This is a genomic window from Acinetobacter chengduensis (assembly GCF_003664645.1).
In the GTDB taxonomy this organism is placed as follows: Bacteria; Pseudomonadota; Gammaproteobacteria; order Pseudomonadales; family Moraxellaceae; genus Acinetobacter; species Acinetobacter chengduensis.
The window spans coordinates 1-22,735 of record NZ_RCHC01000023.1 but is presented as its reverse complement, the minus strand read 5'-3'; the positions used below and the strand labels follow the sequence as shown (position 1 = coordinate 22,735).

The 22,735-nt window shown below is 41.3% G+C and carries 22 protein-coding genes; 4 read left to right on the top strand and 18 right to left on the bottom strand.

Going from position 1 to position 22,735, the window contains the following annotated elements; translation table 11 throughout:
• Nucleotides 1-71 precede the first annotated feature (71 nt).
• The 6 genes from D9K81_RS15935 to D9K81_RS15910 form a co-directional block, all read right to left on the bottom strand.
• Nucleotides 72-824 carry an SDR family NAD(P)-dependent oxidoreductase gene (locus D9K81_RS15935; RefSeq protein ID WP_120375915.1) on the bottom strand — a complete coding sequence of 251 codons (753 nt, stop codon included), beginning with the start codon at nt 822-824 and terminating at the stop codon, nt 72-74.
• A gap of 19 nt (nt 825-843) precedes the next feature.
• The gene (locus D9K81_RS15930) at nt 844-1,545 is read right to left on the bottom strand and encodes a hypothetical protein (RefSeq protein WP_120375914.1); all 702 of its coding nucleotides are present in this window, start codon (nt 1,543-1,545) and stop codon (nt 844-846) included.
• A gap of 15 nt (nt 1,546-1,560) precedes the next feature.
• Nucleotides 1,561-3,303 (bottom strand): FAD-dependent oxidoreductase, encoded by a 1,743-nt coding sequence (locus D9K81_RS15925; protein WP_120375913.1) that lies wholly within the window; start codon nt 3,301-3,303, stop codon nt 1,561-1,563.
• Between the two features lie 153 nt (nt 3,304-3,456).
• Nucleotides 3,457-4,398 carry a p-hydroxyphenylacetate 3-hydroxylase reductase component gene (locus D9K81_RS15920; protein WP_120375912.1) on the bottom strand — a complete coding sequence of 314 codons (942 nt, stop codon included), beginning with the start codon at nt 4,396-4,398 and terminating at the stop codon, nt 3,457-3,459.
• A 16-nt stretch (nt 4,399-4,414) separates the two neighbouring features.
• Nucleotides 4,415-5,686 (bottom strand): p-hydroxyphenylacetate 3-hydroxylase oxygenase component, encoded by a 1,272-nt coding sequence (locus tag D9K81_RS15915; protein WP_121523637.1) that lies wholly within the window; start codon nt 5,684-5,686, stop codon nt 4,415-4,417.
• A gap of 291 nt (nt 5,687-5,977) precedes the next feature.
• Nucleotides 5,978-6,592, bottom strand: a complete 615-nt coding sequence (locus tag D9K81_RS15910; RefSeq protein ID WP_120375910.1) for a TetR/AcrR family transcriptional regulator — start codon at nt 6,590-6,592, stop codon at nt 5,978-5,980.
• A 93-nt stretch (nt 6,593-6,685) separates the two neighbouring features.
• On the opposite strand from D9K81_RS15910, the gene D9K81_RS15905 reads away from it, so the two are divergent.
• A complete protein-coding gene (locus D9K81_RS15905; RefSeq protein WP_120375909.1) occupies nt 6,686-7,882 on the top strand; it encodes an MFS transporter in 1,197 nt (398 codons plus the stop codon).
• Nucleotides 7,883-8,009: 127 nt separating this feature from the next.
• On the opposite strand, the gene D9K81_RS15900 is transcribed toward D9K81_RS15905, so the two are convergent.
• From D9K81_RS15900 to D9K81_RS15855, 10 genes are all read right to left on the bottom strand, one after another.
• Nucleotides 8,010-9,404, bottom strand: coding sequence for an MFS transporter (locus tag D9K81_RS15900; RefSeq protein ID WP_120375908.1), 1,395 nt, complete (start codon nt 9,402-9,404; stop codon nt 8,010-8,012).
• Nucleotides 9,405-9,915: 511 nt separating this feature from the next.
• Nucleotides 9,916-10,569 (bottom strand): EthD domain-containing protein, encoded by a 654-nt coding sequence (locus D9K81_RS15895; RefSeq protein WP_120375907.1) that lies wholly within the window; start codon nt 10,567-10,569, stop codon nt 9,916-9,918.
• Nucleotides 10,570-10,686: 117 nt separating this feature from the next.
• On the bottom strand, nt 10,687-12,135 hold the full coding sequence (locus D9K81_RS15890) for an NAD-dependent succinate-semialdehyde dehydrogenase (protein WP_120375906.1): 1,449 nt from the start codon (nt 12,133-12,135) through the stop codon (nt 10,687-10,689).
• A gap of 11 nt (nt 12,136-12,146) precedes the next feature.
• Entirely contained in the window at nt 12,147-12,950 is an 804-nt protein-coding gene (hpaI, locus tag D9K81_RS15885; RefSeq protein WP_120375905.1) for a 4-hydroxy-2-oxoheptanedioate aldolase, read from the bottom strand.
• 10 nt (nt 12,951-12,960) lie between these two features.
• Nucleotides 12,961-13,764, bottom strand: coding sequence for a 2-oxo-hept-4-ene-1,7-dioate hydratase (hpaH, locus tag D9K81_RS15880; protein WP_120375904.1), 804 nt, complete (start codon nt 13,762-13,764; stop codon nt 12,961-12,963).
• Nucleotides 13,765-13,778: 14 nt separating this feature from the next.
• Complete coding sequence (locus D9K81_RS15875; RefSeq protein WP_120375903.1) at nt 13,779-14,168, bottom strand: 5-carboxymethyl-2-hydroxymuconate Delta-isomerase; 390 nt, start codon at nt 14,166-14,168, stop codon at nt 13,779-13,781.
• A 27-nt stretch (nt 14,169-14,195) separates the two neighbouring features.
• Entirely contained in the window at nt 14,196-15,044 is an 849-nt protein-coding gene (gene hpaD / locus D9K81_RS15870; RefSeq protein WP_120375902.1) for a 3,4-dihydroxyphenylacetate 2,3-dioxygenase, read from the bottom strand.
• A gap of 53 nt (nt 15,045-15,097) precedes the next feature.
• Nucleotides 15,098-16,558: a 5-carboxymethyl-2-hydroxymuconate semialdehyde dehydrogenase gene (hpaE, locus tag D9K81_RS15865; RefSeq protein ID WP_120375901.1), complete on the bottom strand. Its 1,461-nt coding sequence runs from the start codon at nt 16,556-16,558 to the stop codon at nt 15,098-15,100.
• Nucleotides 16,559-16,577: 19 nt separating this feature from the next.
• Nucleotides 16,578-17,339, bottom strand: a complete 762-nt coding sequence (locus D9K81_RS15860; protein WP_120375900.1) for a fumarylacetoacetate hydrolase family protein — start codon at nt 17,337-17,339, stop codon at nt 16,578-16,580.
• Nucleotides 17,339-18,001, bottom strand: a complete 663-nt coding sequence (locus tag D9K81_RS15855; protein WP_120375899.1) for a fumarylacetoacetate hydrolase family protein — start codon at nt 17,999-18,001, stop codon at nt 17,339-17,341. The genes D9K81_RS15860 and D9K81_RS15855 overlap by 1 nt, the downstream gene beginning before the upstream one ends.
• A 150-nt stretch (nt 18,002-18,151) precedes the next feature.
• Between D9K81_RS15855 and hpaA the strand changes: the two genes are divergently transcribed.
• The 3 genes from hpaA (at nt 18,152) to D9K81_RS15840 (ending at nt 21,564) form a co-directional block, all read left to right on the top strand.
• The gene (hpaA, locus tag D9K81_RS15850) at nt 18,152-19,048 is read left to right on the top strand and encodes a 4-hydroxyphenylacetate catabolism regulatory protein HpaA (RefSeq protein ID WP_120375898.1); all 897 of its coding nucleotides are present in this window, start codon (nt 18,152-18,154) and stop codon (nt 19,046-19,048) included.
• Nucleotides 19,048-20,262 carry a multidrug effflux MFS transporter gene (locus D9K81_RS15845; protein ID WP_227602101.1) on the top strand — a complete coding sequence of 405 codons (1,215 nt, stop codon included), beginning with the start codon at nt 19,048-19,050 and terminating at the stop codon, nt 20,260-20,262. Before hpaA ends, D9K81_RS15845 begins: the two co-directional genes overlap by 1 nt.
• A 315-nt stretch (nt 20,263-20,577) precedes the next feature.
• Nucleotides 20,578-21,564: a tyrosine-type recombinase/integrase gene (locus D9K81_RS15840; RefSeq protein WP_121523635.1), complete on the top strand. Its 987-nt coding sequence runs from the start codon at nt 20,578-20,580 to the stop codon at nt 21,562-21,564.
• Nucleotides 21,565-21,591: 27 nt separating this feature from the next.
• On the opposite strand, the gene D9K81_RS15835 is transcribed toward D9K81_RS15840, so the two are convergent.
• Nucleotides 21,592-22,101, bottom strand: coding sequence for a hypothetical protein (locus D9K81_RS15835; protein ID WP_228199858.1), 510 nt, complete (start codon nt 22,099-22,101; stop codon nt 21,592-21,594).
• Nucleotides 22,098-22,685, bottom strand: coding sequence for an N-acetylmuramidase family protein (locus D9K81_RS15830; RefSeq protein WP_120375896.1), 588 nt, complete (start codon nt 22,683-22,685; stop codon nt 22,098-22,100). Before D9K81_RS15830 ends, D9K81_RS15835 begins: the two co-directional genes overlap by 4 nt.
• Nucleotides 22,686-22,735: the final 50 nt, after the last annotated feature.

Below are 22,735 nucleotides of genomic sequence, written 5' to 3'. Positions count from 1 at the left end.
CTTAAAATTTAAGCTCATACTAAACAGATCAAGCAGGAAAAGGAATAGCATTTATAGTATAGCTTGAGCACTTATACTGTTAAATAACCGCCATCTACAGGCAAGATACAACCCGTTACATAGCTGGCCGCGTCAGAACATAAAAATGCCACTGGCCCAGCCAGTTCAGTAGCTTGCCCCATACGGTTCATAGGCACATGGCGCAAATAGCCTGCCAATGCATCGGGATTTGCACGTGTTGCCTCAGTCATTGGTGTTTCAATGACACCTGGAGCAATTGCATTGACACGGATATGATATTTGGCCAATTCTGCCGCCAAAGTTCTGGTCATTTGTGCGACTGCGCCTTTAGAAATTGCGTATGCCGTCGCACCTGTCGCCGCTACAAAGGACTGAATCGAAGCGACATTAACAATATTGCCTTGGGTCTTTTTCAACGACTCAAATAAAGCATTAATCAGATAATAACTGCCTTTTACGTTCACATCGATGGTATCGCTTAAGTCCTGAATAGACGTTGCAGACTCAAAGTTACTACGACGTAAAATTCCAGCATTATTTACCAATACATCAATGTCACCAATCGTGTCATACACGGCTTGAGCAAAATCTTGACAACATTGCTGCTCTGCCACGTTCAGAGCAAAAGCATAAGCTCGCCCACCTGCCGTCTCAATTTCATTTTTTACATTTTGCAGTTTTTCAAAGTTCATATCTGCCAAAATCACCGTTGCGCCAAGCTTTGCTAAAGCCTTGGCGATCGCCTCACCATTACCTTGCGCCGCACCAGTCACGACAATTTTCTTTTGTACTAAATCAAACATGTTCATTATCCTTGTATATTCAGCTCCGCCTGCTGATATCATTTTTTAAAATATATTCTTCACCAAAAAACCGTACTGTACCGTCTTGAATAAAATGTCCAATATCATGAGAAATTTCTTCACGACCACGTTCACTGTCAAAATAGTGATTCTGCACGCTGTGCAAATCTGGAAAATGCAGATCGGATAATCCCCGAATTTTGGGTGAATGCTGGGTCAACACCTGATTCACCCAATGCCGTGCATATCTAGACAAACCAATATGCACTTTGGTGGCTAACTTAGAGTGATGTGCCCATATACGCTGCGCTGCTGTATCTGGTAAATCATCATATAAAAATAAGCCCCGCATAATTTTAATGCCCGGTACATACATCGAGCCTGCTTTAAGCGCTTGTCGATTCAATACTTCCGTATCCGTGATTTGATAGATATGCATCTGCGCAACTTTGGGTTGAAGCTCTAGTTGCAACACTTGCAGTAATTCCATGACATTACACTGTGCCTGTGGCCAGAGTTGAACCACCACATCTGGTGCCTCACCTTGTAAGGATTCAGACTGGCCATAAGGTAACAGTTGTATCGATGTTAAAGCCAAGTTCACAATGACTTTTTGTAGCGATGCTGAATGAGCAAGGCTTGGTCCCCACTCATGCAAACACCAGTGTCGCAACTGTTGAACTTGACTTGGGTGGGCCTGCAACTGAATCAGTATTTGCATACGACACCCTCCTGTTTAGACTGCCTCAGCACTACGCTTTACAGTCTCTATCACTGGATTATTATCCTGACCTTTCGCAATAAATAACCCCGTTTGATAGCCAAATACCAACGCTGGTCCAAGGGTAATTCCTGCTCCAGGATAATTACCACCCATAATACTGGTTGCATCATTACCCACAGAATAAAGTCCATTAACAACTTTACCTGAGCGATCCAATACACGACTATGGCGGTCTACAGGTAAACCTGCATAAGTCCCGATATCACCCGGATGCAATTGAACTGCATAGAATGGCCCTTGCTCGATAGGTTTTAAACATGGGTTTGGCATGTGCAACGGGTCACCTTGATAGCGGTTATAAGCTTTTGAGCCTTTACCAAAATCTGGATCTTGACCAATTTTTGCCAGGGGATTGAACTTCTGAATTGTTTCTTCAAGGCCTTTTGCATCAATACCGCAATTTTTTGCGAGCTCTGCAATGCTGTTCCCTTTTTTCAGATAACCTGATTTTAAATGCTTACCAATAGGTAATGGCTGAGGTGGCACAGAACCTAAACCATACATTCGTAGTGTTTTACGGTCACAAATCAGCCATGATGTAATTTGACCGTCAATATTGGCGCCATTGATCATGCCTTGTACAAAATCGTGATAAGAATTGGCTTCATTCACAAAGCGCTTACCCTTTTTATTGACTGCAATCACACCTGGTTTTGCGCGGTCAATAAAGTGTGGCATGACACCAGTAGATCCATCTTTACGTTTCACTAAAGAGACTGGTGCCCATGCTGCAGCATTTGGTAAATAGGTATCGACAGCGACATTGAGCTTTTCAGCCATGGCAATACTGTCACCTGTATTGGTTTCCGTAGTGGGTGACCAATGCTCCAAGCCTGTAGGCGTATGACCATATAAGCGTTTACGTAGTTCAACATTGTGCGGGAAACCACCTGCAGCTAAAACTACGGCCTTCGATGCATGAAGCACAATTTCTTGACCTGCTGATTGTGCAACCACACCCACCACTTTGCCATCTTTTAACATCAGTTCTTTGGCTGCCGTATCCACCAATACTGGAATGTTTAAATCTAATGCCGTTTTTGCTAAACGTCCTGCCAAAGCATTTCCGTTGGTTAATAGCATGCCACGACCATATTTCATACATTCTGCAAAATGCGTCGAAAATCGCTTAACCGTATATAGCGCAGATTCTAAAGAACGTGTGGCTTTCATAAAGTGACGTAAATCTGCACCTGAACCAATCATCATGCCAAATACAGTTAATTCTGGCAGTGGTGGTTCCAACAACGCCAAACGATCACCTAATTCACGTGCATCAAACGGGCGTGTCACCATTGAACGGCCACCCTGCATTGCGCCTGGCGCTTCTGCATGATAGTCAGGGAATGTCAGTGGCATATCAAACTGTACAGCTGTTTTTTTAGTGAAAAAATCAACAGCGTCATAACAGTGATTTACAAATGAATCGACACGCACTTCGTTATAAGCTGTACCACCTTCATGCTTCAAATAGGCTTTAACTGCTTCTGGTGAATCAACATGACCGTAGTTTTTACCCAGTTGCGTGCATGGCACCCATAGCCAACCACCTGAACGTGCTGTGGTTCCGCCATAGTTTTTAGACTTTTCAATAACCACAACATTTAAACCTAATAATTTTGCCGTAATGGCTGTCGACATACCTGATGCGCCTGAACCTACCACTACCACATCAAAATCAAATTTGTTTTTCATGTTCACTCCTGAGAACTTCTCTTTATCCTTGTACAGCATCACTTGCTATATAATTAAGATATTAAATATTAATTAACCTATTAGAAAGTGTTTCACTTATGCGTAAAATTTATAAAAAAACTGCCGAAGCAGTTTTAGTGTAGAAATCAAATATTAAATACCAATCAGATCTTTCAGCATTTTTTTGAACAGTGCTTTATCTTGATCAGAATACGCACCAAATACATCTTGCTGATGGCTTTCTGCAATCTGATACAACATTTGCGCACTTTGAACGCCTTGCGCTGTTAGCTCATAAGAATGCCCTGTGTCCGTCATGAGCCCTTTACGCACTAAAATTTCAGTGGCCTGCTCAATTTCACGGATTGGCATCGCCACTTCACGCTGTAAATCATCTTTAGAAGTTGCTGTTTTACTTTCCAAAACCAAAAGTAAACGCGCTTCACTGGTACGAAAACCTGATGCCAATTGTTTTGGCTGATAATCATTGGTATAAGCACGGACTGCCTGAGTCAGCAAGTAATACATATTGTCATATAAACGCCCTGGGAAAATTTCCGCAGGTGTTTCTGCTTTAGCATTTAAGCTCGGATGTGGCAAAACTGACGAATAAGCACCTTGATGATATAAAAGTGGCGAACGGCCATTGTCTTGGAAGTTCACCACACGGCCTAGAATAATCCAGTGATCACCGCCTTCAATAATGTTAAAACGCTCACATTCAAATACTGCCGAGCATTCTTTTAATAGAGGCGTATTCCCCGCACCCAATTCAAAATCTACATTGGCATATTTATCATCTTTAGAGCGGGCAAACTGATTGGATAATTCAATTTGATCGGCAGACAAAATATTGACTGCAAAATGCGTTGCTTGTTCAAATACGGTAAAACTTGAAGAACGCTTATCAATACTCCATAAAATAAGCGGTGGATCTAAAGACACGGAGTTAAAGCTATTTGCTGTCACACCAACTTTTTCACCTTGCGCATTTTGCGCCGTCATAATGGTCACACCAGTGGCAAAATTACCTAAAGCACGGCGAAAAGCTTTCGAGTCAAAGCCAATTTCTGGCTGTATATTCATTGAATTCATCTGGGCTCTCCTTGCCTTAAACCATGGTTGGATCTGGTTCTAGACCCATCAATTCACGTCCCAAAATCTGTGCACATACATCATAATCCGTATATGCATGCGCACCTGTCATGTGTGAATCACGGAATAAACGTTGCATTTCTTGACCATCTAGCCAGCTGGTTGCACCCGCCGCTGCAAATAAACGATCTACGGCTTCAATACACATTTTTACGGCATAAGCTTGATTGGTACGCCAAAACGCCAAGGTTTCTTTTGCTGGATAAATCTTGTTTTCACCATGTATACGATGATCTTCCCAAGTTTTTTCTAACAGCGCACGCGCCGCAGCCACCTGATGGGTAGATTCGGCCAAACGCATTAATGCTGGTGTAGATGCGCCCAAATTTGCCCCTGTATAAGCACGAATACGTGTTTTTTGCTTTTCTTTAAATGCTTCTAGCATGCGTTCTGCAACACCTAAACTTACCGCAGAGAAACCACTCGCAAAATATGGACGATACGGTGAATAGAAAATTTTGCTGTCTGGATAAAGACCAAATCCAGCAGACTTTCCTTCCATCATGTCTTTGGCTTTTTGAATTCGATATTCTGGAATAAATAAGTCACGAATCTGTAATTGCTTTGAACCACTGCTCTTGATTGCTCCCGCAAACCAGTTGTCATGAATGACATAGTCTTTACGTGGAATCACACCAAAGCAGTAAATTTTGTTGCCTTCTGCATCAAAACGGTTAAAGCCCACAATGGCATATTCGGCATGATCACAGCCACTGCTCCAGCCATAATCGCCATTTAATTGAATGCCACCTTCGACTTCTTCCACTTTACCAAAAGGTGCAATTGAACTGCTGGCTGTCGCATCTGGATTGCTCAGCCAAATTTCATCTTGTAGCTGTTTTGGAAACATCGCTATTTGATGGCTATGCGTACATAACAAACTAAATGCCCATGCTGTACCTGCACACGCGCCTGCCAAAGTCACAATACAGTTAGCAAAATCAGGTAAGCTCATTTCCAAACCGCCATAAGCTTTTGGCTGAAATGCGCGGTGAAAACCGATTTCTTTTAAAAGCGCAATATTTTCGTCGGGTACTTTGCGTAACTCTTCTGCATGTTCAGCATTGGCCGCAATTTGAGGAAGAATGTGTTTAATTTTTTCAAGCATGCTACGTTCAGCAACAACTGGTGCTTTTGCGTCAACATAACTCATTTTAAAATAATCTAGTGCTTGGTCATCCTGACCTAAAGAAACAGTATCTGCATTAAAATTGATGGTATTTTCCATATCTTACTTTCCTTTTATCTCGTTCTTTCAGAGCTGAAAGTACTGAGTGCTTTAAATCCTTATATAGCAGGCAATACTGCTGGGTTGACCCCATTATTCAAGAATCTTCCATAAACTTTAATGTATTTTTCCGACTTAAAATTGTACTTTTCAAATTACACATATATTAAATATTTTCCAATAGGATAATTTTAAAACTTTAGTCGCACAAAAAAGCCCCTGATAGACAAGGGCTCATTTAGACTTAGCTAATCCACTTAAATATAGTGCGAAATTTATGATTCAACTGAATTAAGATGCTGGCTTAAAAATATTACGAATGTTAATTTCAAACAATGATTGTATGCACTGCGCATGAGCTGGCGACAAAATACCGTTGTGCACGATCCCCATCCAAATGGGGGCTAAAATCAAAAGGGTCAAAGCTTTAGGATCACTTTGTGCTGGCAGTTCTTTACGCTCTACAGCAATTTCAATTAATTTTTGAAGCTCAACTTGCCCTGGCTGATAAATTTTTTGCAAATATAATTCGCGTATATGTTCGAAATTTTTACCTTCACTCAAAATTAAACGGGCAATGTTGGCACGTCCAGCGGACTCTATATTGTCTATCGCAGGCATCATCTGTTGCAAAATAAAATCTGCTACTTTCACATCTGCTGTGAGTTCGTCACTTTGAATCGGATGATAAGTATCTTGAATTAAATAATCAATCACACCTTCAAACAGTTTTTCCTTGGTCTCAAAATAAGAGTAAATCGTTCCCTTCCCAAGCCCTGCCGACACCGCAATAGAGGCTATTTTGCTATTGGCATAACCTAAATGATTAAACTCATTTAAAGCAGCAACAATAATTTTTTTGCGGGTTTCAGCTGTTTTTTCAACCGAAGGGCTACGCTTTTTCATGAAATAAATCGTCCTGATTCAAAAAAATTAAATTGACCCAAAGGTCAGTTTTAAAATAAAATCGACTCACAAGTCAATTTTAACATATTTTCTATGCAACCTTCAGCTACACATTTAGAATACATCATACTGTGTTTATGCCTTTGTTTGGGTGTACTCAGCACAGCCCTTGCAAGTCCGCTTTATTCCATTTACATGGAAAACTGGCACATCAGTACCACTGAAATTGGCTATGCATTTATTGCATACATGGTGGGTGTAGTCTTTAGTTTACTGTTTTTAAATGGATTAAGTGCCAAATACGGTTATAAAAAAACAGTTATGGCTGGTCTTGTAATTAGTATTTTATCGCTAGCCTATTCCGCATTGGCCAATAACATTGTGCATTTGTGCGCAGCACGTTTTTTTATTGGGATTTCTTCTGGCTTACTGTCAACTGCAACCATTATTGGTCTTACGCATAAGTATCCATTTAAACGTAAAGAAAATGCCGGCAAGATCTCTTCAATTATTACTGTATTTGGCTTTGGCCTTGGCCCATTAGTCGGCGGGATTTTGGCAGACCATAGTCAATCTCCACTAACGACGCCCTATTGGATTATTGTCGCAATCTCTAGCGTTGCACTCTGCGCTTGCCCGCTCATTCGCTATCGCCATATTCCACTCACTGCGTCTAAGCCTGCGTCCATTTGGAATATTCCTACATCGCTACTGAATAAACAGATTTTCTTTACCTGTGCCATGACCGCTGTCTGCTGTTTTGGTATGTTCAGTCTGTATGCAGCTCTTGCAGGTACATTTATTAAGGCATTACCTGTTGCTCAATCTGCAACACTCACAGGCTTTTCAATCTCTATCATTTTGTTTATTTCAACCTTTACTCAGCTCGTGTGTAAAGGCTTAAAAGAAGCTACCAGCATGATGTTTGGACTTTGCTTAACCATATTTGGTTGCATGTCTTTAATGCTGGCGCAATATACTCACCTAAATATCTGGCTAATTAGTAGTATTTTAGCTGTTGGGATTGGGCATGGCCTGTGCTTGAGTCCTGCTTATTACTTAGTAGGTTTAATGACACAAAAAGAACCGCCTGCAATTTTTTCAACGTTCTTGTTATTGGGCTATCAAGGTACGATTTGGCCCGTATTGCTCTCAAGCATACTCATTGACCATTTTGGTATTATGACTTCATTGGCTGTTTTTTCAGTGTTAATCTTCTTTGCTGCAGTGTGGATCTTATCTCATTTACAATCCATTAAGCACAATGCATTAAGTACAACCAAAGCTTAATGGCTATCGAGTTGCATAATTGACCTTTTGACCCTAAAACATGCGCATATTTCATCAATTGAAATACGAATCTAAAATAAAAAAAGCTGAGATGATTCTCAGCTTTTTTATGGTGCTACATTCAGTATTAATCGCTATACACACGCTTGGCTTTTTCTTTACTAAAGGTAAATGCAGATTCATTTTGTAAAGCTTCATGATCAGGCCCTAATGGAATACCTGAGCGGTCTTTAAGCAAAATGGTCGCAACCAGGCCAATGAGGGTCATTCCAACTAAATAGAAACCTACAGAATCTGTTGAGCCCGTGGTGCTCACCAGCCAAGATGCAATTAATGGGGAAAATGCGCCACCCAAAATCGCACCCAGTGCATAAGAAATGGAAACACCTGAAAAACGGATGGATGCCGGAAATAGTTCAGAATAAAAAGCAGATTGAGCACCATAAGTCATCCCAATGCCCACTGCCAAGAAACACAGCCCCAAAGCAACTGACCAAATTTCACCAATATTCACTAATGGGAAGAGTGCAATAACACCAAATAGTTGCACAATAAAACCGTAAATATACGTCTGACGGCGTCCAATTTTGTCTGATAACCCGCCAGAGAACCACGTGAAAAATAGCCAGATTGCAGCCGAAACTGTCACACTAATTAAAATAGGCGTACGCGGTAAAGCCAATGGCCCTTCTGGATTAGTGGTGTAATTTTGAATAAATCCACCCGTTGTCATATAGCCAATCGCGCTATTGCCAGCAAAAACCAGTGCTGCCACAATCACTAGACCAGCATGATTTTTAAATAAATCTTTAATAGGCGTCTTAGATGCAGATTTGCGTTCTTTAATTTCTTCAAATACAGGGCTTTCTTCTACAGATTTACGTAGCCAATGGCCCAAAAATAACAGCACAATACTAAACAGAAAAGGAACACGCCACCCCCATTCCATAAATGCTTCACCTGGGGCAATCACACCACTCATTAAGGCAAACATACCAGAAGCCAGTAACAAACCTAGTGGCACACCAATTTGTGGGAAGGAACCAAAACGGCCACGTTTATGTGTAGGCGCATGCTCAACCGCCATGAGTACCGCTCCGCCCCATTCACCTCCCGCAGATAAGCCTTGTAAAATACGAAGCACCAACAACAATATTGGCGCCCAAAGACCAATTGTTTCGTAAGTGGGTAACAGACCAATTAAAGCAGTCGATAACCCCATGACCACCAATGTTGCGACCAATACAGCGCGACGTCCATATATATCACCGAAATAACCTGCAAGGAATGCACCTACTGGGCGAAAAAGGAAGCTTAAACCCACTGTCGCAAATGCCAACATGGTGCCTAAGGATGAACCTGCGGGTGAGAAAAATAATGTTTTAAATACCAGGCCTGCGGCAGCCGCGTAAATAAAGAAGTCATACCATTCAACCGTTGTTCCAATAATGGTTGCAAAAGCAACCTTTCGGTCATTGGCAGACATTTTATTGCTATCTTGAACAGCATGTGCTGTAGACATGAGATATCCCTCTCTTCAAAACCATACAATGCAGGGATGAATACGTCCGTCCAGCAGTTTTTCACGGCTGGTTCATCACTGTTTATGTAGGTAGCTGTTTAAATAAATATGCGATTAAAAATCAAATATTGCTCATTCAGATGATCAATTCGGTGTGCATCTAGGTTTTAAGCATTTTCACTATGAGCGTTTCCAAACACTCAAAAGCATTGGTCTTTGATGGGCACAAAATGCACGGAGCACACACATGCTTCATACAGGCTCATGTAATGTTTAGTTGCAAAACTATGATGTGATTTTCCATCATCCAATCGTTGCTCATTTCCTTCGAGCATCTTTTCTCACTTAGTTTATCCTTTACTATTTTTTAAATGATCTTAGTCATGCAATAAAGGTACTAAATTGATTTAAAGTTGCACTTTTCATGAAGCTTATTTATTTCATTTAAAAACATTAATTTATGTATAAAAACCCGCTTAAACTTTGGTCTAATCCAGCACCTTTCTGGTGGCTACTTATTATTTTCACGTACTTTAAATGGATGTACCATGAGTAAAGAAATCCGCTGTATCTGCTGAAAATTCTGCGCATAAAATGTTTGCCATGATTCAGATTCAAAGTCAGCCAAAACATGGGCATATTGATCATACCAAAGACTAAAAAATTGCTGTGGTACATCTAGTAATGTTGGCAATTGCGGACGGTTCATGACCTGTTGTACATTACTCCGTTGTATACCCGCCAAGTTTGGCAATACTTGCCTTAAAGTCTGCTCGCTGACTAAAGCATCCACATCGCTTAAGCACAAAAGTATTTTCAGCTCAGCTTGCAGTCCATGTAATTTGGCTTCATCAACAATACATACTGAAATACGCGACATAAATTCGCATTCATCCTGACGTAGTAATTCGATGGCTCGCTGACTATTAAAATCTTGCAACATCTGCGCTTCTGTCTGCCAGTACATTTCTGCAATGCCATCAATGTGAAAAGCAGGATGCTGTGCCGTAAAATTTGGCAATAAATCTACGCGATGATTTTGGGTATAGCATATAAATTGGGGCATTCGCATGACCAGCGGGCTATGTTTTTTGGCCCAATAGGCACTAAATTGGGTTTGTGTTAAATCTTCGCGTCGCTGAAATAGTCCCATACGTTTAATCATGCAGTTCTATCCTTAAAGTGCATTGATGACAAAAAACTAAAAACAATTGAAAATTTGGCAAAAAATAAGGACCCGAAGATCCTTATTTTTGAAAATAAATCGTATTGCAGTTCGAGCTTAGATGCCCATGCACATATATTTAATTTCCATGTAGTCTTCAATACCGTATTTAGAACCTTCACGGCCAGAACCCGATTCTTTAATACCACCGAATGGTGCAACTTCAGTCGAAATTAAACCTTCGTTAATACCCACCATGCCATATTCCAGTGCTTCGCCAACTTTCCATGCACGGCTCAAGCTTTCTGTATAGATGTATGACGCCAAACCAAATTCTGTGTCATTGGCCATTTGAATGGCTTCAGCATCGGTGCTGAATTTAAATACAGGGGCAAGTGGTGCAAAAGTTTCATCTTTAGCCACCAACATGTCTTGAGTTACACCCGACAATACCGTTGGTTCGAAGAAAGTATGACCCAGTGCGTGGCGTTTACCTCCAGCAACAATTTTTGCACCCTTAGACACTGCATCCGCAATGTGCTCTTCAATTTTTTCCACAGATTTTTCATTAATCAGCGGGCCTTGCTCAGCACCTTGTTCAAAAGCAGGCGCAACTTTTAGCTTGTTGACTTCAGCAACTAGCTTTTCAAGGAAGGCATCATGAATACTTTCGTGTACCAATACGCGGTTGGTACAAACACAGGTTTGACCTGAGTTACGGAATTTAGATGCAATTGCACCTTCAATCGCTTTGTCCAAATTGGCATCTTCAAACACGATAAATGGCGCGTTGCCACCTAGTTCCATACTGACTTTTTTCATGGTTGAAGAACATTGTTCCATCAACAATTTACCTACGCCCGTCGAACCTGTGAACGATACTTTCTTCACAGCAGGATGCGTAGTTAACACACCACCAATTTCGCGTGAGCTACCTGTTACAACATTAATCACGCCTTTTGGAATACCCGCTTGTTCAGCCAATGCAACCAAGGCCAATGCAGAGAGTGGTGTTTCAGAGGCAGGTTTAATAATTACTGTGCAACCTGCAGCCAATGCTGGTCCCACTTTACGGGTGATCATGGCATTGGGGAAATTCCACGGAGTAATAGCAGCCACAACACCGACAGGCTGTTTAATGACGACCAAACGACGGCCCTGCTTGTCATGCGGAATAACATCGCCATAGGTACGCTTTGCTTCTTCTGCAAACCATTCTATAAAGCTTGCGCCATATAAAATCTCACCGCGACTTTCTGTAATCGGCTTGCCTTGTTCTGTACTCAAAATGACTGCCAAATCTTCCTGATGTTCAACCATCAAGTTAAACCATTTGCGCAGTAGCGCTGAACGTTCTTTTGCTGTGGTCAGCTTCCAAGATGCTAATGCCGTTTCGGCTGCTTCTACTGCTGCTGTCACTTGCGCTTCTGTCGCGCTAGGAACACGGGCAATTTCTTCACCTGTTGCAGGATTCGTTACAGCAAAACTTTTGCCGTCCGTTGCATCTGTCCATTGACCATTAATATAAACTTGCTGTTTCAGCAGATCAGTATTTTTCAGCTGCATTCATATTCTCCTTAGTAGACGCTTGGCGCTGCAGGCTGTGCAGGCGCGGCGCCGTCTTTAAATTTTGCCAGCAGCATATTCATTGATTTCATCAGCAGGCTGGTGTCTACGCCTACCGCAACAAACTCAGTGCCTAAAGCCAGATACTGTTTCGCTAAAGTTTCATCGGCAGATAAAATGCCAGCCGCTTTGCCCGCTTTCCGAATCTTCTTAATGCAGGAAATAATAATCTCCTGCACGTCAGGATGACCCGGATTACCGCGATGACCTAGCGCAGCAGATAAATCTGCAGGTCCGATAAACACGCCGTCAATACCATCAACCTGCAAAATCGCATCGAGATTTTCCAAGCCTTTTCTTGACTCAATCTGTACGATGACACAGATTTGCTCATCCGCATCATTCAAATAGGTTGTTAAATTGTTCCAGCGCGATGCACGTGCCAGAGCAGAGCCCACTCCACGTATACCTTCAGGCGGATAGCGGGTCGCACTTACCATGAGTTCAGCCTGCTCAGCCGATTCAATCATTGGAATCAATAGTGTTTGCGCACCAATATCTAATAGCTGCTTAATCAATCCTACATCAGCTGTGACTGGACGGACAACCGCTTGGCTTTTATATGCTGCAATTGACTGCAATTGATGCAATATTGTGCGCAAATCGTTCGGTGCATGTTCGCCATCTATTAATAGCCAGTCAAAACCAGCATTGGCCGCAATCTCTGCCACATAACCATCTGCCATACCCAGCCACATGCCAATCTGCTGTGTTTCGCTGAGTTTTTTCTTAAAATAATTGGTTGTATCTAACACGTCCTACTCCTTACACAAAACGGAATGCAATTGAACCCAGCTGATCATAATCAACATGGAAGGTATCGCCTGGACGTGCTGCCACTGGGCGTGTGAACGAACCGCCCAGAATGATTTGACCCGCTTTTAGTGTTACGCCATGTGGGTGTAACTTATTTGCAAGCCAAGCTACACCTTTTATTGGGTTGTTGAGTACTGCAGCAGAAACACCTGATTCTTCAATCACACCATTGCGGTATAAAATTGCAGAAATACGGCGTAGGTCTAGTTCATGCGGTTTGATCGGACGACCACCTAACACGATACCTGCATTGGCAGCATTATCAGAAATGGTGTCGAATACTTTGCGTGTGATGCCTGTTTCAGGATCAACATTGTGTAAACGCGCATCTATAATTTCAATCGCTGGAATGACATAATCCGTTGCATCTAATACATCAAAAATCGTGCAGTTTGGACCCGTTAAGTCTTTACCCAATATGAACGCAAGTTCAACTTCCACACGTGGCACAATAAAGCGATCAAATGGAATATCTGAACCTTCTTCGAACACCATATCATCCAGCAAAGTGCCATAATCAGGCTCTGTGATATTTGAAGAAACTTGCATTGCACGAGACGTTAAGCCAATTTTGTGACCTACCAATTTACGGCCTTCAGCAATTTTGTGTGCAACCCATTCTTTTTGAACTGCGTAAGCATCTTCAATAGTAATTTCTGGATATTGCAACGAAAACTGACGCACTTGCATACGTTTTTTTTCTGCGCTGTCGAGCTCAAGCGCGAGTGCTTTAATTTTATCTTGATCTAGCATATTAGAATCCGTTCTTATTTCTGGGCATTAAGAAATTGATGAATGTTGTTTGATTTAAAGTTCAACACTGGATCAAGTTCAATCATTTCAAAAGAAATGGCCAATAAACGCTTGTCCTTTAAAGGTTGGAAGTGAGCTTCTATCAGCTTAAATAACTCTTCAGCCACTCCCTTGCGTGTTTCTAAATCTCGACCTGCCCCAACTTTGAGCGTCATGTGAATAAAGGCATAATCATGTTGCGCATCCGCAATCACATAGTCATCCATGCGAATTGCACGGCTACGAATACCACCGAGTGGAAACACACCCGTATTTCCTAAAAATGTATTCACCTGTCCAAAGAAATCTTGGAAATCGATATCATCTTTAATATTTGCGCTATATTCCGCAATAAAGTGAGGCATGGTCTTAATTCCTATGATTCGGTAAGTTTATTCAACAGGGAAAATGGCGTTGATCTGACCTGTACCTGAACTTGGGAATGCAGGTGTAATAATTTCAACCGCTTTGTCATATCGATCCCAACCCAATAGGCCAAGAAGCATTGCTGTATCGTGCATACCACCTTCGCCATAGCAGTAGTCTGCATATTCAGGAAGCATTGCGGTAAACTCAGCCCATTCAGCACGTTCCCACATACCGACAACATGTTTATCTACTTGGCGATCCCACTCACGCGTATAGGAGTCCATACCACGGCTTGCATCACGATCCCAAATAAAACGATGCGATAAAGAACCACTTGCAAATACGGCAACTGTACCTTCGTATTTTTCAATTGCAGCACGTAAACCTTCACCAAATTTACGACTGTCTTGAAGTTCATGCGAAGTTAAAAACGCAGATACAGAAACCACTTTAAATTTCTTGTCTTGGTTCATATATCGCATTGGAACCAATGTTCCATATTCAAGATGCAAGCTTTCAATGTTATGTGCTTGTACACGAATACCTGTTTTTGCAATCTCTTCTTGCATCAATTGACCGAATTCTGGATTACCGTCGTAATCAAATTTCATGTTTTTGATGAAGTGTGGCAATTCATTACTGGTATAAACACCTTCAAAATGTGCGCCACTATTAATGTGGAATGCACTGTTTACCAACCAATGACTGTCTAGCACAACAATGGTGTCTACACCTAATTCGCGGCATCGACGGCCAATTTCGATGTGACCATCAATTGCAGCCTGACGGCAACCATTTTGTGGGCCCGGCAATTCTGATAAGTACATTGAAGGTACATGTGTAATTTTTGCGGCTAAAGCGAGCTTGCCCATATTCTTTCTTCCTGAAATTTTAAAATTCTTTATTTATTTCCCGAAGGTAGCGTTTACACGCCCCACTTTGGAATATGGTGTGAACCCATTGAAATACATACGTTCTTAAGCTCTGTGAATACTTCTAGACTGTACTCACCACCCTCACGACCTGTACCAGAACCTTTAATACCACCAAATGGCTGACGTAAATCACGTACGTTTTGACTATTAATAAACACCATACCTGCTTCAATACCCGCAGCTAAACGATGTGCTTTAGCAATGTCTTGCGTCCAAATATAAGATGCCAAACCATATTCAGTGTCGTTCGCCAAACGAAGTGCTTCCGCTTCATCTTTAAATTTGATCAAACATACCACTGGGCCAAAGATTTCTTCTTGCGCAATACGCATACGGTTATCGACATCAGCAAATACCGTTGGCTGAACAAAATGACCATTTTTCAAATGTTCTGCTAAGCCCGCTGGACGCTCTAAACCACCCGCAACCAAGTTTGCACCTTCTTCGATACCAATCTTGATGTAGCCCGTTACTTTGTCGTAATGCGCTTTAGTGATCATTGAACCGACTTGTGTATTTGGATCTTGCGGATCGCCGACATTGATGTTCTTCGCACGGCGCGCAAATTCTTTTACGAATTCGTCATAGACCGATTCTTGAATGAAAATACGGCTACCCGCAGTACAACGCTCACCGTTCAACGAGAAGATGGTGAACAGTGCAGCATCTAATGCGCGCTCAAGGTCAGCATCTTCAAAAATCACCACTGGAGACTTACCACCCAATTCCATTGAGTATTTTTTCAAGCCTGCACCAGCCATGATCTTACGACCAGTTGCTGTACCACCTGTGAATGAAATTGCACGCACATCTGGGTGTTTTACCAGTGCATCACCTGCATTTGCGCCATAACCTTGAACCACGTTGAATACGCCTTCGGGAATACCCGCTTCAAGTGCTAAACGACCGAGTTCGTTTGCAGTTAAAGGTGAAAGTTCAGACATTTTTAGTACAGCAGTGTTACCTAATGCTAAACATGGTGCAGTTTTCCACGTTGCCGTCATGAACGGTACATTCCAAGGAGAAACTAAACCACATACACCTACAGGTTGGTGCAGTGTGTAGTTCAACATCTGGTCGTCTACTGGATATGTATGACCATTTAAACGCGTACATACTTCCGCGAAGAAATTAAAATTATGCGATGCACGTGGAATCAATACATTTTTGGTTTGGTGAATAGGCAAACCTGTATCTAAAGTTTCAAGTTCAGCAATTTTCGCTACGTTTTGGTCAATCAAGTCGCCCAAGTTACGCATTAAACGCGCACGTTCTTTCGCAGGTGTTTTTGCCCAGCCTGGTGCAGCGCGTTTTGCAGCAGCAACTGCAAGATTAATCTCTTCTTGACCGCCACTTGCAACTTCACCAATCGCTTGGTTCGTTGCTGGGTTGTAGTTGGTAAATGTTTCTTTGCTTTCTACTTCTTTACCATCAATCCAATGCTTAATCATTTTGTTCATCCTTTAACACTTAAACTGTTTTGAAAAAATCCGATTCTGAAACGATAAAGTTGCGTAACTTGCCGATACCTTCGATTTCAACCACAACTTCATCGCCCGGGACTACATCAGATAAACCTTCTGGTGTACCTGTAGCGATCATGTCGCCGGGTTGAAGTGTCATGAATGATGAGATGTATTCGATTAAGAATGGAACATCGAAAATCATGTCCGATGTTGTGCCTTCTTGACGAAGCTCACCATTCACCCAAGTTTTTAATACGAGATTATTGGGTGAAGGTACTAACGATTTATCAATAATGTACGGACCTACTGGTGTTGTAGAATGACGGTTTTTCACACGTAAGTTCGGACGGTAGTAGTTTTCTAAGAAGTCACGGATTGCGTAGTCATTACATAGTGTGTAACCCGCCACATAATCCAATGCATCTTCACGTTTTACGTTTTTCGCTATCTTACCAATTACGGCTACAAGCTCACACTCGTAGTGCATGTATTCCACATTGTCAGGACGCCATGTATTGGCGTTATGACCTGTATATGTATTTGGTGCCTTAATGAAAATCAAAGGCTCTTTAGGTGGTTCAAAAGCGAGTTCGCGTGCGTGATCTGCATAGTTCAAACCTAAAGCGAACATGGTGCCCTGCGCAGGTGGAAGCCATTCAACATCTTGTTCATTTAGCACTTCACCATTCGGCAAAGTCACTTGTAGCTCATCATTTACAGCTACATTAAAAATTTCACCATTATGGCGGATGCGTGCAGTTTTCATCATTCGTTCCCTTCTTCCTGAATTGTATTTGTCACAGAGCCAAGCTGATCAATCTCAACACGAACTTCATCGCCCGCTTGTAGATCAACACGACCCAAAGGTGTACCCGTCAGGATGATGTCCCCTTCGTTTAAAGGCATATATTCTGAAATTTGTTCAATAATTTGTGCAGGTGTACGAATCCAGTTTGCTGTCGTGCCTTGCTGTTTCAATTCGCCATTTACATACACACGTAGCGCTAAATTATTCAAATCTGTCACTGCTTCTTTTGCCACTGGCGTACCAAGTACACAGAAACCATCTTGGCATTTGGCTTTAATCGCTGGGCGGTAGTAACTGTCTTCAGGAAGACTAAGCTCATTTACGGTAACGAAACCAGCTACATGGTCTAAAGCATCATTTTCCGAAACACGGCTGGTACTTTTGCCAATCACGATACCCAGTGTCGGGCCTGCTTGTAAAATGTCATCTTTTTGTTTAACAACATGTTGACCAGATTGATTACGCGTATTTGGCGTTTTAATAAACAAAACTGGTTTTTTCGGTTCATTTATATAAGGCTTTTCATTAAACTGAGCTTGAAGTTTTTCGTATAAGCATTTGTAATTCAATGCAATACCAAAAATATTTCCATCCATGCTGTTCTTATTTAACTCACTCATTTGAGACTCTCTATCTATGATCTGATCAATTATTGACTAGACATTTTGCAAATTAGTTAATATATTAACTTTATAATTAACATATTAACTTTTTTCAAGCACTTTTTACAGTTATTGTTAAAAAATTATACTTTTCATGGACTAGAAGGTATGAATCACATGCAGATTCCAAACATCAAATTAGGCGAAGTCTATGACCAGCGCTATATGGATTCGGAAATTCATTATGATGCACAAGGCAAATTGGCAGACTTCTTTGGCGTAAACATGCCAGCGCATCGCCATGACGGATTTTTTCAGATCCACTTCTTTACTAAAGGCTCAATTCGCATCTTTTTAGATGATGTGAAATATGTCTGTAAAGCACCTGTGTGCTTTTTGACACCGCCCTCTGTTGCACACGCCTTTATTACTGACCCAATGTGTGAAGGTCATGTACTGACCGTACAGCAAAATTTAGTCTGGCCTTTATTACAGGTCGATTTAAAAGTGCAAAACATCGTACCTTTATGTATATCTCTCGATGGTCTAAAGAATAAAAGTAGTGATGAGTTGATACAGCTAGAGCGCTATTTTGATGATCTACAAAGAGAATTCCAATCAAACAAGCCAAATCGTCAAGTGGCTTTAAGAAGCTTGGTGTCACTCATCTTTATTCAGTTAATTCGCCTTGGTGATGTTACGGCGCCACGTATTAATAGTTGTAGTGGCGATTTAGCAACATTCCGTGCATTTAATGAGCTGATTGAAAATCATTTTCTTGACCATTGGCCTTTAAGTGAATATGCACAAGCGCTGAATGTCACCGAAACACGATTGAATGATATTTGTCGTCGTGTCGCGGATATTTCATCTAAAAAACTCATTTTTGACCGCCAAATGCAGGAAGCCAAACGCCTGCTGATTTTTTCAGATGCAACCATCAATACTGTGTGCTATCAGCTTGGTTTTAAAGATCCTGCTTATTTTAGTCGATTCTTTACTCGTCATGCGGGCATACGCCCTTCGGACTACCGTACGACCCATTTAAATACGGTTAGAATGTAATGACTATATCTAAAAAAATAGCTTCTGAAAAAAATGTACCCAAGTCTATTATTGTATTGCTCAGTGCTTTAGTGGCTTTTGGCCCACTATCCATTGATATGTATTTGCCAAGCTTGCCTATTATTGCACAGGACTTACAAAGCCCTGTGAGTGAAGCGCAAAAAACCATTACGCTTTTTTTAATTGGTTTTAGCGCGGGGATGCTGGTGTATGGCCCTTTGTCTGATCGATTTGGCCGTAAAAAACTATTGCTCATCGGCATTGTCATTTATATTTTGGCGACATTAGGCTGTATTCTTGCCAACCAAATTGAGCAACTGCAATTTTTCCGTTTATTACAAGCCATTGGTGGCGCTAGTGCATCAGTTTTGTCTAGAGCCTTGGTACGCGATTTATTTAGTAATGCTGAAATTCCTAAGATATTATCGCTAATGCACATTATCACCATTATGGCGACATTGGCCGCTCCTGTTCTTGGTGCTTTAATTGCAGAATATCTAAATTGGAGCGGAATTTTTATATTTCTGTTTGTCTATGCGTTGCTCTGTCTAATTTGGAGTAAACGGGCAATTCAACTCCCGCCAAGCCCCCATGTCCCCGCAGGTATTCTCAGTAATTATAAAGCTGTGCTCAGTAGCCGTTTTGCGTGGGGTCTCATGCTCTGTAATAGTTTTTCTTTTGGTGGGATGTTTGCCTATATCACTGCATCCTCTTTTGTATTTATTCAATACTATGGCTTTAGCCCGACCCAATACGGTTATTTATTTGCTTTTAACTTATTTTCGATTTTGGTTTTTACCAGCATAAACACACGGGCACTGAAATACTGCTCTGCATTGCAGTTGCTAAAAATCATGGCCTGTATTTCCTGTATATCGGGCTTATATTTGGCCTATATCACCTATTTAAATCTTCAGTCATCAGTTTGGCTCATTATTGGACTGGCATGCTTTGTTGGGGTAACTGGTTCTATTGGTGCCAATTCAATGGCGAATTTATTACGAATTTTACCTAAGCAAGCTGGAACTGCTTCTGGCCTATCTGTGTCTATGCAATTTGCGATGGGCGCAGTGATGAGTTACACCGTTAGCCTACTGTTCAACAATAACCACCCTGCGGCCATGAGTATCATTATTTGCGTGAGCGCGTGTCTGTGTCTTTTCAGCTTATTGTTAACTAAAGGTTTGAAGGAATACATCGTTTCAAGTAACTAAAGCGACCTACATTATTTAAAATTTAAAAGCTAGCTTAAGGTACGACTACAAGGAATAGAAAAAGGATAGATCATTGTTTTTTTAATATTTGTGATTATTGGATGTGCATAAAATACAAAGATGGTGCGCTCAGCGGGCACTTTTATTAATTTCGTGTTTTCTTACTTTATCTAATTTTACCTAATTTTTTCTTAATTATTATCGATTTAACATGTACTGATAATTTAGTTAGTTACATGTTATCTCATTATTCCTTATTATTCCCTCTAAATAGATTACGCCAAATTTACGCCACGACATTTTAGAGAGAAAATTATGGCCACCTTTAGACAAAGGGGTGATGCTTGGCGAGTTGAGATTAGTGTGAATGGTACTCGGGAAAGTGCGACATTCGATACTAAGACTCAGGCTCGCGCATGGGCATCAAAACGTGAAACTGAATTAAGAGAGTTATCACGCGGAAAACTTCCTGATTATACATTAAATTGTGCAATTGATAGGTATATAGAGGAGGTTTGTCCAAAGCATAAGGGCTGCGATTCTGAAATCAAAAGATTTAAAGCTTTCAAGAAAAACTTCCCTCAACTATGCAAAAAGCATATTGCTAAAATTACTACCGATGATTTCGTTGTGTGGCGCGATAAAAGACTTAAGTCTGTAAAGCCCGCCTCAGTACGCCGTGAAGGAAATATACTATCTGCCCTATTCACTGTTGCTCGCACAGAATGGAAGTGGGTTTATGATTCACCGATGAGTGATTTAAAGATGCCTCCACCACCTGCACACCGAGACAGGCGTATCAGTGAGGATGAGGTAAATCGATTATGTCTTGCTGCAGATTTTAATAATCAAGCACCTGAAACCTTTACTCAACAAATTATGATTGCTTTCTTATTGGCAATTGAAACCGCAATGCGTGCAGGTGAAATTCGTGGGTTAACCTGGGATCGTGTTTATATAAAAAATAGATATGTCACTTTGAATGAAACTAAGAATGGTACAAAACGACATGTGCCACTCTCAAAACGTGCAGTTGAATTGTTGGGGTTGATGCGAGGTTTGAGCAGTCATCAAGTATTCACCGTTAAGGATTCAAGTTTTGATACACTTTGGAGAAAATTACGAGATCGTTGCGAAATTAAGGATTTGCATTTTCATGATTCGAGACATGAGGCATGCACAAGGCTTGCTCAGAAATTAGAAGTATTGGATTTAGCGCGGATGATTGGTCATAAAGATTTAAGAAGTCTTATGATTTACTACAATGCCACAGCTAGTGAAATTGCAAACAGGCTGGATTGATAGCCCTCACTTGAGGGCTTTTACTTATTATGGCCATGCATCACTTAATCGCTTTGCATCAGCTGCGTGTTCATCAGCTCGTTGCGCCACTGTTCGATATTCATTGACGCATTTTTCGAGTACGACACTGCTGGCACTGGCGTACTCAATGATGGTTTCTCGGGTAGCTGTGGACATACGATTTGAGGCTGTATCGATTTGCTTTGACAGCCGATCAATAGCGGACTTAGCGCTATTGCTATCAGCAATGATTTGTTTGATATCCTCACGATGTTGGATCTCCGCTTTTAATAGTTTTTCAGACCATTGTTTTTCTTTTGCAACGGCGTCAGCCTTGGCTTTTTCAGTAAGCGCCTCAGCCTTGGCCACATCAGTTTTATATTTTGCATCAAGTAGTGCGTAATCATCTTGCCAAGCCGAAACTCGCCATGTCTGCACACCAAAGCCGATAAGTGCAAGCAATAAAAAAACCGCCATTGTGATAATGACGGTTCCGTAGAATTTGGCTAAAAACGCTTGAATTGTTGTCTTAATCACTGACCACCCCACTCCTTATAAGCATTCGCCAATTTCACATCATAGCTATTCTTAGCGTATTCGACGCCGTTATAACCGCGTGCAAATGCTTTCCAGTCTTTATTTTTAAGTGCATTTACTAGGCCATTCACTTTAATGTATCGACACATCGCTTTAAGCTGTGAAGCCTCATCTTTATACATAGCATTTACAAAGGCCTGTAAAGATGCATACCCTAGCGACTGCCAGTGATAGCCCATTACCTGCCCAATCCCCCAGCTTGCAGACTCTAATGCAGATGCACGATGGTATTGTGTCGCTACATTTAAACGCCCGTGTTGGGCTGAATATAATCCATAGCCACCAGCCGTTTTACTACATAGATCTGGTCGCTTAATCATCATTTGATCTGCAATCTTTAATTGGCCATTTGCTATCAAACGTTGTCGCATCACATGACGCTCAAATAAGATCACTGGTGTATTGTCCGTATTAAAGCCCGAGCCTTTACATTCAACTTCGATCACTGCACGTAATACGGCACTTTCAACGCCTAATTTTTTGGCTTGATCTTCAATTTGGGATGGGATTAATTTTTTATTCATTTCACTTTCCTTTAGACATAAAAAGAGCGCCTTATGGCGCACACAGACAA